The following is an 11,504-nucleotide window of genomic DNA, read 5'->3' on the forward strand; positions in this document are numbered from 1 at the left end:
CGGCGCTCACCTTTGCAGCATCCAGTATTATCTGCGCTTTTGGCTTGGCATCTGCCGCACCTCGCTCGCCGTATCGGTACTTAGAATTATGCGGTATTGCCCTAAATCCTGTAATAACAAACAACGGGGAGCTGCCAGGCAGCCCCCCGTTGCTTGTTATTATTTAGTTGAACTTAAAGATTTTTTGCGCCACATGGTAGCCCCACAGGGTGATCTTGTGACCCAGCGTACCGGGCAGGTTGCAGGCACCGGCGACGGAATGGCGGCACTTGTTGTACACGCGCTCATCGTGGTTTTTCAGGTACTGCCACAGCTCGGTCTTTTTTTCAAAAGCCTCCGGGCGGCCATCCATCGTCAGGAACACGCTGGAGATCGCCATCATCATGGACAGATAGTTGAACATGTAGGCGCGCAGCTTTTTCTGGCTTTCCGGCAGAGCATACAGATCCACCGCGTCGATCATGATCTTGGTCACGCGCAACTGCTGGTCCACGCGCTTGACCATCACGCTCTCATTCACGCTCTGGTCATCACGGCCAATAAAGTAACGGTACAGGTCAATATCCATATAGTACAGACGCTGGCAGAGCGGCAGCGGCTGGTAGACGAACACGTTATCAACATAGAAGGTATGCTTGGGCAGCTCCAGGCCGCTGTCACGCAGGATCTGGGTGCGGTAGATGACGGTGTGCATCAAGATGTTCTGGCTCGGCGGGAAACGGCCGATCTCATCCCAGGCAAACACACGGTCCTGCGGCAGAATACTCTTGTAGCTGACGGTGTGGTGGGTGTTATCCGCCACATGCTCGTACACATAGTTGCACATCAGCAGGTCCACCGGCTGCTCCATGGCGGCAAAACCGCGCAAGGTCTGCATGACCTTTTGCAGAGCTTCGGCATCCAGCCAGTCGTCAGAGTCCACGACTTTGAAGTACATACCGCTTGCGTTGCGGATGCCCTGGTTGACACCCTCGCCATGGCCACCGTTTTCCTGGTGGATGACCTTGACAATGTTGGGGTATTTTTCAGCATAGGCATCGGCAATTTTGCCGGTGTCGTCCTTGGAGCCGTCATCTACAAGGATGATCTCGGCCTCCTCCCCGGCGGGCAGCAGCGTTTCTACGCAGCGGTCCATATAGGCTGCGGAATTATAACACGGTACGGTAAAGGTGATCAGCTTCATAACAGGCCTCAATTCTTATAGTTTCATGCTTATTTGCGGGGTACGGGGCCGGTCTGCTGCACATTTTGCAGCCAGTCCTGCCAGGTGCGGCTGGCAAAATCCGCCGTTTGGGTAATCTGCGGCCAGAACTCTGCCATTGGTTCATCATAAATGCCAACGGTGGCAAAACCGGCGGCGCGCGCGGTGGCAATCCCCACGGGGGAATCCTCAAACACGGTTGCCTGCACGGGGTTCTGCACGCCAAAACGGTGCAAAGCATCCAGATATACATCCGGCTTCTTTTTGCCGTCAGGGTTCTTGCAGTCCACCGCAAATTCAAACCAGCGCATCAGCCCGTGGGAGGTCAGCGCGGCTTCGATCAGCGGTGTTTCGGTGCCGGATGCCACGCACATGCGCACACCGCGTGCGTGCATGGCTGCCAGCACCTGCTCAACGCCCGGCTTTACGGTGGCTTCCTGCGCATAGCCGTACCGCGCTTCGGCACGGATCAGCTCTGCGCATTCAGGCTCCGTCAGCGGCACGCCAAGCTGCTGCACAAACATCGCGGCGGTTCCTTCCACCGTAAGGGTCATGTTGGCCATGCGCTGTTCATGGGTGATGGTTTTTCCATATTTTGCAAGGATGCGGTCCGTTACATGGTCCCACATGCCGGTGGAACACAACAGGGTGCCATCCATATCAAAAATTGCGTAAGGGGTCAGTTCCACGGCGTACCTCACAATCGTTTTGGGGTGCAAAATTGTACCCTGCAATAAGCAATACGTTTTAAGGATACTAAATTTTGCAAAAAAAAACAACCCCTCCGGCATAACCATTGCCGGAGGGGCTGCGCACCGGGTGGGTGGCCTGGTGCCTGCTTGCTTGTTTCAAGGTGCAACAAACAGTATTATGGTGAATCAATCATCCATATCTTATTTATGCCCTATTCGTGGTAAATTCCGGTCAGAGCCGCATCCTTCTGCGCACCATTACCGTGTGCTGGTCCAATCGTCGAGAACGATACGGTACCGTCTTAGTACTCCCGGTCGAAGCGGCAGAAGTCATGAACGCCGGAGGGGATCACGTCGTTGTAGACATCTTCCGGCAGGTTATAGGCTTCCTCACTGTCCAGAATACCACGTACCCACTTTGCAAACGAACGAAGGTTCAACATTGCAACCCCATCTCCTTTCTGTCTTTATTATATCCAGCGCAGGGGGATTTTGCAATGCATGCTTTGTACAATCTTACAAAAGTTTTTTGTATATTATAAACTATTTCGTTATTTTGTATATTTTGCAACTGCATCTGTACGCATCACGCGGACATTTCGTCTTGGTAGTCCTCCCATGCCTCCTGCATGGTATCGGCGGAAAAAAGGAACTCGCCCGTTGCGGAATAAACTTCAATGTGGCCTGCTACATACCGGAATTGTGCTGTCATGGGAACCCCTGCCTTTCTGCTTTGCTATGGTTTTATTATAGCAGACATCCAGGGCGATAAACCGGACTTCCAGTCCTCGCAGACGAAAAAGCAGGGTGATAAAGTGTACTTTAAGCCTTTGTGCGGGCCACATAGGCGGCAAAACCGCGCAAAAAGCGCATCATACCCAGCACCCACAGGCACAAAAGGAACCAGAGTGCCGTGTATTTTGGGCACACAAGCCCGGCAAGGTTGCCCCATTCCTGGCTGTAATCCCACACCTCAACATGCAGCAGACGGCGGCAGGCAAGCCCGGTGCCCAGTTCCAGCACCGAAACCCCAACCGCGCCGATCCCCGCCAGCAGCGGGGTGGGCAGTGGCAGGCGGCCGAGGGCATCCAGTGCGCAAAGGCAGGCCCCGCCCGCCAAAAACATCGTCCAATGGGTTGTGCCGCGCCAGGCGATCTCCAGCGCAAGGTACGCGGTACCGCCCATGGCAAACAGCACCAGCTGCCCCGGCGCAGCCAGACGGTGGAAACAAACAGACATACAAACGCCCCCTGTACAGTATGGAAGAATGACCCCGTCATCCTTTACCATAGTATGTGCAGGGGGCGCAGCTTGTAACCATTTTGTAATAAAGTTACAGCATTTTATTTGGACAGCTTCTTCAGCAGTTCGCTGCGGGTATCCCACAGGTTCTTGCTCAGGTCAACATAATAGCGGTGCGGGTTTTCAAAGCGCTTTACTTCGTCCCACAGGGTGCCCACCTGGGCTTTGCAGAACTTGCGGATATCAGCCAGGTTGGGGCTGGTGTAAACGCGCTTGCCGTTCTCATAGATCGGGGTGGAAATGCAGCGGGCAGTGCTGTTGACATAGGTGCATTCCTTCCAGGTCTCGATGGGGTCAAACAGGGTAATGCCGTTCTTGGTATCCACCACTTCGTCTGCCATAGTGATCAGGTCTGCCTGGGCTTTGCCGTCCTCATCATAGATACGCCATACCTTTTTCAGGCAGGGAATGGTCATCTTTTCCACGGATTCGGAGAGCTTCATCTTGGGGGTATAGCTGCCGTCATCCTCTTTCACTGCGGCCAGCTTGTACACGCCGCCAAACACGGGGTCGCTCTTGGCGGTGATCATGTTCTCGCCAATACCAAAGCTGTCCACACGGGCACCCTGCAAAATCAGGTCGCGCACGATGTATTCATCCAGAGAGTTGGAAGCGCAGACGGTGCAGTCCGGGTAACCGGCGGCATCCAGCATCTGGCGGGCCTTTTTGGAAAGGTAGGCAATATCGCCGGAGTCAATGCGCACACCTTTGGGGCGCTTGCCCATCGGCTTCAGCACTTCGTCAAACACCTTGATGGCATCGGGCACGCCATGGCGCAGAACGTTGTAGGTATCCACCAGCAGCACGCAGTTGTCCGGGTACATCTCGGCATACTTCTTGAATGCGTCATACTCGGTGGGGAACATCTGCACCCAAGAGTGTGCCATAGTGCCGGATGCCGGGATACCGAAGTCACGGGCAGCCATCACGCAGGAGGTGGAGCTGCAGCCGCCGATGTAAGAAGCGCGGGCGCCAAAGTAGGCGGCGTCATACCCCTGGGCACGGCGGGCGCCAAACTCCATAACCGGGCGGCCAGCGGCAGCGCGGCAGATGCGGTTTGCCTTGGTGGCAATCAGGCACTGATGGTTAAAGGTGACCAGCAGCAGGGTTTCCAGCAGCTGGCACTCAATAGCCGGGCCTTCTACGGTCACAATGGGCTCCTGCGGGAAGATGGGCATGCCCTCTTCAATCGCCCAGATATTGCAGTGCAGCTTAAAGTTGCGCAGATAGTCCAGGAATTGCTCATTGAAAGCACCGGTGGAGCGCAGATAATTGATGTCTTCCTCGGTAAATTTCAGGCTGTCCACTGCGTTGATAAACTGCTCCAGGCCGGCCATAATGGCGTAACCGCCGCCGTCCGGCACCTTGCGGAAGAACATATCAAAGACGGCAATTTTATCCTTATACCCTTCGTCCAGGTAACCGGCCGACATGGTAAGCTCATAAAAATCCGTCATGGTTGTCAGGTTGCGTTTTACATCCAACATAGTACAATGTACCCCCTTATGGCTGGCTGGTGCCCGCCATTATTCCTTATTCCAATCGTTCGGTTTATTTTTGCGTTTTGGGGTCGGTTGCTCCACACGGCGCACCGTAAGCAGCATAACATACACCCACAAAACCGCATAGACAGCAGCCGCTATGATGCAAAGCACAATAACGACCTTGAAATAAGTGCTTGAAAAGAAAGCCTTTACCTTCGCCATGGTATACAACAGCTCGTTGCGGTCCACGCTGCTGCCGGCCAAAAGGTCCACCGTGCCAACGGTTTCGCCCTGCATGGTAACGGTAACGGTACCCACCACATCGCCCTGCTTGATGGGCGCGGAGAGGTGCTCCGGAACATTGAAGGTTTTTTCCGTCAGCTCTGCCCCGCCCTGCCGCGGCAAAAGGGTCTGCATATCATCCGCCGGGTAGATCATTACCGTATCCGTCTGGGAGGAATACACAATAGGCAGCTCGGTGATGGGCTGGGTGGTATCCAGCGCCGCGGTCACGGTAAAGGTGGCGAACGCCCAATCCATCAGCTCGGCGGTTTCGGTCAGCGCTGGGCGCGGGTCTTCGTCCGTTTTGGGACTGTGCAGCACCACGCTGACATAGGTTTCGCCGTCCTGGGTGTGCCAGCCCGCAAAATTCTGCCAGTCATCCAGGCTGCCGGTTTTGCCGCCTTTGGTGTAAGAGCGGTAATAGTTGCTGCTGGGCGAAACCAGCTTATCACTGGTCAGGATGGTATAGGGCGAATCATGCTTGGTGGAGGCCGGCATCTGGTAGCTTTCCTCCCCTGCCGCCTGGGCAAAGGCATCATAGCCCATAGCCACCCGCACCAGCAGGTAGGCATCCCGCGCGGTGGTCACGTTGCCGGGATCCAGCCCGCAGGGGTCAGTAAAGGTAGTGCCGGTGCAGCCGATGCGGGCAGCTTCATCGTTCATCATGGCCACAAAGTTATCAATGCTGCTGCCGCTCATATAGTCTGCCACGATATACGCTGCCTCGTTGGCGCTGGGCAGCAGCATGGCATACAGCAGGCTGCGCAGGGTATGGGTCTCGTCTTTCCAGATATCCGCCGTGGAAGCATTTTTGCCGTACAGGTAATCATAGATATAGCCCGGCGCTGTAATGCTGATGGTATCCAGCTGGTCCTGGTAGCTTTCCAGCATCAGGATCATGGTCATCAGCTTGGTCAGGCTGGCGGCGGCCATGGGGGTTTCGCTGTTTTTTTCATAAACAACCAGCCCCGTATCGGTGTTAGCCACATAGGCTGCCTCTGCGGTAACAGAAAATCCCGGTGTCAGATTGGGGGCATCGGCGGTTTCCTCCGCTACGGCGGGCAGGACCAGCAGCACCGCCAGCAGCAGTACCGCAAGGCAGGCAGACAGGAATTGTTTCATGGCATGTCCTTTTTGGTTTGTTGGCCCAACCTGTAAAGTTATGTGTCAATACAGGTTAAACCTTAGTATAGCAAATTCTTTCTGCAAAAAAAAGAGATTATACAAAAAAATCAAAAATAATTTGGGCAGTTTTTTATTGGAAATAAAGATGTTAAGACTAATTCATGGCCCCGGCTGTGGCAAACAGGCGCTCCACTTCGTCCGAAAGGGCTTTGTGCTCCGGTTTGGCCAGGTTGGGGTCCAGGGCCAGCAGGGCTTTGGCTTCCTGCTGGGCAACGGTCAGGGTGCGGGTATCCTGCACAAGGTCCGCCACATGCAGGGTGGGCAGGCCGTGCTGTGCTTCGCCGAAAAAGTCGCCGGGGCCGCGGGTTTCCAGGTCATACTTGGCAACGGCAAAACCATCCGATGTGCGGCACAAAAAGTGCAGCCGCTGGCGTACCGCTTCTCCCTCGTTATCCGAAATCAGGATACAGCAGGAATTCGCCGCACCGCGCCCCACGCGACCGCGCAGCTGGTGCAGTGCCGAAAGGCCGAACCGCTCTGCATTTTCGATCACCATTACGGTTGCATTGGGCACATCCACACCGACTTCAATCACGGTGGTGCTGACCAGCACATCCAGCTCCCCGGCCTTGAACTGCTGCATCACTTCATCTTTATCTTTCGGCTTCATTTTGCCGTGCAGCAGGCCGATGCGCCGCCCCGGCAGCAGCGGGCAGGCCACCTGCTCGTAATACTGCTTGACGGCTTTCATGCCGGAATCCATTTCGTTTTCCTCAATGGCCGGGCAGACGATATATACCTGATGCCCTGCGGCGATCTGTTTTTCCAGAAAGCCGTACATATCGCGGCGCTTTTTGCCAGTGATGAACCAGGTCTTGATGGGCTTGCGGCCGGGGGGCAGCTCATCCAGGATGGAGATATCCAGATCCCCGTACATCAAAAGCCCCAGAGTACGCGGGATGGGGGTTGCGCTCATGACCAGCAGGTGCGGGTTGTTGGCCTTGCCCGCCAGAATGCCACGCTGCCGCACGCCAAAGCGGTGCTGTTCGTCCACAATGGCAAGGCCGAGATTTTTGAACACCACGCTGTCCGTCAGCACCGCATGGGTGCCAACCACCAGCCCGGCACGGCCATCCGCAATGGCGGCAAGGGCCACCCGCTTTTCGGCGGCTTTCATGCCGCCCACCAGCAAGGTAACGTTGACGCCAAACGGCTCCAGGCGGTCGGCCAGGTTGGCGGCGTGCTGGCGGGCCAGAATTTCCGTTGGGGCCAGCATGGCGCTCTGCCAGCCATTTTGCGCGGCAAACCAGATGGCCGCAGCGGCCACCAGCGTTTTGCCGCTGCCTACATCGCCCTGCAGCAGACGGTTCATCGGGGTCTGGCCGCACAGATCATGGCAGATTTCTTCCGCCGAGCGGCGCTGTGCCCCGGTGGGTGCATAGGGCAGGCTGCGCCAGAACGGCGCAAGGTCCAGCTCCCGCATGGGAGCACCGGTAATTTTGCGGCCATGGCCCCGCATCAAAAATATGCCCAGCTGCAGGATATACAATTCTTCAAAGATCAAACGGCGGCGGGCGGCAGCGGCGTCCGCCGCATCCCGCGGGGCATGGATGGCCCGCACAGCGTCCGCTTTGGGTGGCATGCGGTAGCGGGTCAGCAGCTCTGGCGGCAGCGGGTCATCCAGCTGGGCCACATATTCCAGCGCCAGCTGGGCGCAGCGGGTCAGGCGGGCGGCGGGCAGCCCTTCGGTGCTTCCGTAAACCGGCAGCAGGGGTGCCGCAGCAACCTGGGCTTCGGTGCGCACAAGCGGGTGCAGGATTTCCCGCCGGGTCATCATGCCGCCAACGCGGCCCTCGAAATAATATTCGGTTCCAGGTTCCAGCTTTTCCGCCGCATAGGGCGCGTTGAACCAGGAAAGCGCCAGCATTCCTGTATCGTCCCCTGCCAGCACATGGGAGAGCATCCGCCCGCCTTTAATGCGCCGGTCCGGGTCCCGCTGCAGCACCGTTGCCTTTACACAGCAGTCCACATCAAACGGCGCTGATACTACCGTGTACGGCTGGGAATAATCAATATACCGCCGCGGATAGTGCAGCAGCAGATCCCGGATGGTATAAATGCCGAGCTTGGCAAACTTTTTGGCATAAGCCGGGCCAACGCCTTTCAGGTATTGGATGTCGCTGTTGATATCCGGCATGGCTGCACCTCCTTCCGGTAAGGTTATAAACAAAGGACGAACATGCGTTTTGATGCACAAGTTCGTCCTTGAATGGTTTTGTCCGTTATGCCGGGATCATTCCACGCTGAGCATATAGTAGTAAACCGGCTGACCGCCATGGATATGGCTGACCTCCACGCTGGAGCCGCACTTGGACTGCACCAGTTCGGTGGTATGTTCGGCATCTTCCTCGCTGACTTCCGCACCGGAGATCACGGTGATGAACTGGCTGTCCTTTTTCTTCATGGAACGTGCCAGGCGGTAGGTCATCTTGGTAATGTCGCTGCCAGTGGCAACGATCTTACCGTTTTCCAGCGCCATAATCTCACCCTTACGGATGGGGCGGCCGTCAAACTCGCTGTCGCGGGCGGCATAGGTGATCAGGCCGGTAGCAACCTTTTCGGCGGCGGCCATCATGTTGACGGCGTTCTCCTCCGGGGCGGCTTCGGGGTCAAAGTTCAGCATAGCGGTCATGCCCTGGGGCACGGTACGGGTAGGCAGAACCAGGACCTTGCGGTCAGCCAGCTTTTCTGCCTGTTCGGCAGCCATGATGATGTTTTTATTGTTGGGCAGCACCAGAACGGTCTTGGCAGGCACGCTCTGGATGGCAGCCAGGATATCCTCGGTTGCCGGGTTCATGGTCTGGCCGCCGGAAACAACGGCATCCACGCCCAGGTCCTCAAACACGGATTTCAGTCCATCGCCCGCTGCCACGGCAACAAAGCCATAAGCGCGGTCCGGGTCAACTGCAGCGTAAACAAAAGTTTCCTTTGCGCCGGTCTCGGCAGCCTTTTCCTCGGCTTCGGCCTGCTTTTCCAGGCCCTTGGCCTGCTTCTGGCGGGCCAGGAACTGCTCGTGCATGTTCTCGATCTTAAAATTGGTCAGGTAGCCATACTTGATGGCCTCGCTCAGCATCATGCCGGGGTCAGCCGTATGCACATGGCAGTTGGCCACATCGTCATCCTCGATCACAACAACAGAGTCGCCGTTGGATTCCAGAAAAGCGCGCAGGCGGGTGATGCTTGCTCCGGAATCCTTATGGACCAGGAATTGGGTGCAGTAGCCGTTTTTGATATCCTCAACCTTCATCAGGTCGTCGGTAAACACGCCCTTGCCTGCTGCGCTGGAATCCAGCTTCGGCTTGGCGGCAACCTCGGCACCGGCAACGATCTCACCGCCGTCAAACACCTGCTTCATGCCCTCAAACACCAGCATGATGCCCTGGCCGCCGGCATCCACAACGCCAGCCTTTTTCAGCACAGGCAGCAGGTTGGGGGTGTCCTCCAGAGCTTTCTGGCCAGCTTCGCACACGGTGGCCCACAGCCGCGGCACATCGTCGGTTTCAGCGGCAACGGCAGCCTCGGCAGCCAGGCGGGTAACGGTCAGGATGGTGCCCTCGGTGGGCTTCATGACCGCCTTGTAAGCAGCTTCCACGCCCATCTGCAGGGCTTTGGCCAGGTCAGCGGCCTCGGCATCGGTTTTACCGGCCAGCGCCTTGGAAAAACCGCGGAACAGCAGGCTGGTGATAACGCCGGAGTTGCCGCGCGCACCGCGCAGCATGGCGGAAGCAGCGCTCTTGCTGGCTTCGGCCACCGTGCAGGTATCCGGCATGGCGTTCAGCTCGCTCAAGGCCGCGCCGATCGTCATGCTCATATTGGTACCTGTATCACCATCCGGCACAGGGAAAACGTTCAGCTCGTCCACGCGGGTACGTTGATTTGCAATATTGTTGGCGCCGGAAATGATGGCGTCGCGCAGTGTCTTACCAGTAATCATTCTAACAGTTGCACCTCATTGTAATTTTTGGGGAAACAAGCCGCCGGGGCAAATGCCAACCGGGGCCCCCGCCGCTTTATTCGTCAATGATATCATCAACAAACACATCAATGCGGGCCACTTTCAGGCCGGTTGCATGTTCAACTTCATCTTTAACGCGGTGGGTAATGCTTTGCGTGATGGAAGCGATGTTCAGGCCATACCCCACTTTGATGTGCAGGGTGATGACCAGCCGCCCTTCCTGCTGGCTTACGGTAACGCCTTTTTCGGGCAGGGAGCCGTTGCGCAGCGCTTCGCGCACTGTGCTGGCGGCAGAGCTTTGGCCCATGGCGGCAATACCGTAACAGTTTTTGGCAGCTTCGGCCACAAGGCCCGAGAAGTAATCATTCGTAAGCGAAATATGTCCCAAAGGATTCACTCGTGTGATCATTTGCGTTCCTCCCTATGGAATACAGATGAATTCCCAGCTTCGGGTTTAACCCTTTTGCCGGGTTCCATGTGCGTCAGTTACAGCTAACGCAATTCTATTATACACGATTTGTTTCGGTTTGAACAGAGCTTTTTGTAAAAAGCCCTGCCGAAAAGGGAACAAAATTTGCAGCCTAATTTTTTACATCGGTTTTAACAATCCATTCACAAAGTTCTCCCAAACGGCGCGTATACTTAATATTAGTAAAGGTCGTACTTTTAACGCCCGCCCCTGCAGTAGATGCGGGGAGCAGCAAAAGCCGCCATACACAGTGCTTTTCCTTTCCATCAAGATAACCTGCAAAGGAGTTATTTCCCACCATGAATCTGTTGTTCTTTTTAACGCCAAAACAGGACGTTTTATTTATCTATGAAGATTTTACCCTGCGCCAAACCCTTGAAAAATGGTCCAACCAGCGCTTTGCCACCATTCCGGTATTAAAACGCAACGGCGAATACCTGGGTACCATGACCGAGGGCGACATTTTATGGGGCATCAAAAGCATTCACGGGCTGGATATTGACGCCAGCGAGGATATCCCCATCGCCTCTTTCCCCCGCCGCCGGGATTACAAGGCAGTTCCCGTTACCACTGACATGCACGCTTTGCTGAACGCCGCCGTTGACCAGAATTTTGTTCCCGTGGTGGATGACCGCAACGTATTTATCGGCATTGTACGCCGTACCGCAATTTTGCAGCAGGTTGCCAAAGACTATGAGAGCCCAAAGGGCAATGTGTTCCCGGAAACCGCTAAAAGCAAAGCCCGCAAGGAGGCGGCATTTGTGTAAGGGCAACACCGCACAATTCCCGCCTAGCGGCTTAAGCACCGCTTCGGCGGCTGCGGCACGGCATCTGTGTTGCCAAAATGCTCGATAAGACATCCAGTATTATCTGCGCTTTTGGCTTAGCAGCTGCCGCACCTCGCTCGCCGTATCGGCACTTAGAATTATGCGGT

At 56.0% G+C, this 11,504-nt stretch carries 11 protein-coding genes; 1 reads left to right on the forward strand and 10 read right to left on the reverse strand.

Annotation, left to right across the window (positions count from 1 at the left end; all coding sequences use genetic code 11):
• Nucleotides 1-163: 163 nt before the first annotated feature.
• From C4885_RS13430 to C4885_RS13465, 10 genes are all read right to left on the reverse strand, one after another.
• A complete protein-coding gene (locus C4885_RS13430) occupies nt 164-1,183 on the reverse strand; it encodes a glycosyltransferase family A protein (RefSeq protein WP_114000821.1) in 1,020 nt (339 codons plus the stop codon).
• Nucleotides 1,184-1,212: 29 nt separating this feature from the next.
• The gene (locus C4885_RS13435; protein WP_158538903.1) at nt 1,213-1,890 is read right to left on the reverse strand and encodes an HAD family phosphatase; all 678 of its coding nucleotides are present in this window, start codon (nt 1,888-1,890) and stop codon (nt 1,213-1,215) included.
• Between the two features lie 305 nt (nt 1,891-2,195).
• On the reverse strand, nt 2,196-2,336 hold the full coding sequence (locus tag C4885_RS16525; RefSeq protein WP_158538904.1) for a hypothetical protein: 141 nt from the start codon (nt 2,334-2,336) through the stop codon (nt 2,196-2,198).
• Between the two features lie 143 nt (nt 2,337-2,479).
• On the reverse strand, nt 2,480-2,605 hold the full coding sequence (locus C4885_RS17230) for a hypothetical protein (protein WP_256359671.1): 126 nt from the start codon (nt 2,603-2,605) through the stop codon (nt 2,480-2,482).
• A 110-nt stretch (nt 2,606-2,715) separates the two neighbouring features.
• Complete coding sequence (locus C4885_RS13440; RefSeq protein WP_158538905.1) at nt 2,716-3,132, reverse strand: hypothetical protein; 417 nt, start codon at nt 3,130-3,132, stop codon at nt 2,716-2,718.
• Between the two features lie 104 nt (nt 3,133-3,236).
• Entirely contained in the window at nt 3,237-4,682 is a 1,446-nt protein-coding gene (locus C4885_RS13445) for a nicotinate phosphoribosyltransferase (RefSeq protein ID WP_199488119.1), read from the reverse strand.
• A 39-nt stretch (nt 4,683-4,721) separates the two neighbouring features.
• Nucleotides 4,722-6,083 (reverse strand): D-alanyl-D-alanine carboxypeptidase family protein, encoded by a 1,362-nt coding sequence (locus C4885_RS13450; RefSeq protein WP_114000824.1) that lies wholly within the window; start codon nt 6,081-6,083, stop codon nt 4,722-4,724.
• Nucleotides 6,084-6,240: 157 nt separating this feature from the next.
• Nucleotides 6,241-8,283 (reverse strand): ATP-dependent DNA helicase RecG, encoded by a 2,043-nt coding sequence (gene recG / locus C4885_RS13455; protein ID WP_114000825.1) that lies wholly within the window; start codon nt 8,281-8,283, stop codon nt 6,241-6,243.
• A gap of 96 nt (nt 8,284-8,379) precedes the next feature.
• Nucleotides 8,380-10,080 carry a DAK2 domain-containing protein gene (locus C4885_RS13460; RefSeq protein WP_114000826.1) on the reverse strand — a complete coding sequence of 567 codons (1,701 nt, stop codon included), beginning with the start codon at nt 10,078-10,080 and terminating at the stop codon, nt 8,380-8,382.
• A 76-nt stretch (nt 10,081-10,156) separates the two neighbouring features.
• Nucleotides 10,157-10,510 carry an Asp23/Gls24 family envelope stress response protein gene (locus C4885_RS13465; protein ID WP_114000827.1) on the reverse strand — a complete coding sequence of 118 codons (354 nt, stop codon included), beginning with the start codon at nt 10,508-10,510 and terminating at the stop codon, nt 10,157-10,159.
• 359 nt (nt 10,511-10,869) lie between these two features.
• On the opposite strand from C4885_RS13465, the gene C4885_RS13470 reads away from it, so the two are divergent.
• Entirely contained in the window at nt 10,870-11,337 is a 468-nt protein-coding gene (locus tag C4885_RS13470) for a CBS domain-containing protein (RefSeq protein WP_114000828.1), read from the forward strand.
• Nucleotides 11,338-11,504 lie beyond the last annotated feature (167 nt).

Source organism: Subdoligranulum sp. APC924/74 (assembly GCF_003324125.1).
Taxonomy (GTDB): Bacteria; Bacillota; Clostridia; order Oscillospirales; family Ruminococcaceae; genus Gemmiger; species Gemmiger qucibialis.

Coding starts and splice junctions, on each gene's coding strand:
- C4885_RS13465 (WP_114000827.1), bottom strand. CDS start 10,510: ATGATCACACGAGTGAATCCTTTGGGACATATTTCGCTTACGAATGAT.
- C4885_RS13470 (WP_114000828.1), top strand. CDS start 10,870: ATGAATCTGTTGTTCTTTTTAACGCCAAAACAGGACGTTTTATTTATC.
- C4885_RS13440 (WP_158538905.1), bottom strand. CDS start 3,132: ATGTCTGTTTGTTTCCACCGTCTGGCTGCGCCGGGGCAGCTGGTGCTG.
- C4885_RS13450 (WP_114000824.1), bottom strand. CDS start 6,083: ATGAAACAATTCCTGTCTGCCTGCCTTGCGGTACTGCTGCTGGCGGTG.
- C4885_RS13460 (WP_114000826.1), bottom strand. CDS start 10,080: ATGATTACTGGTAAGACACTGCGCGACGCCATCATTTCCGGCGCCAAC.
- C4885_RS16525 (WP_158538904.1), bottom strand. CDS start 2,336: ATGTTGAACCTTCGTTCGTTTGCAAAGTGGGTACGTGGTATTCTGGAC.
- C4885_RS13445 (WP_199488119.1), bottom strand. CDS start 4,682: ATGTTGGATGTAAAACGCAACCTGACAACCATGACGGATTTTTATGAG.
- C4885_RS17230 (WP_256359671.1), bottom strand. CDS start 2,605: ATGACAGCACAATTCCGGTATGTAGCAGGCCACATTGAAGTTTATTCC.
- C4885_RS13430 (WP_114000821.1), bottom strand. CDS start 1,183: ATGAAGCTGATCACCTTTACCGTACCGTGTTATAATTCCGCAGCCTAT.
- recG (WP_114000825.1), bottom strand. CDS start 8,283: ATGCCGGATATCAACAGCGACATCCAATACCTGAAAGGCGTTGGCCCG.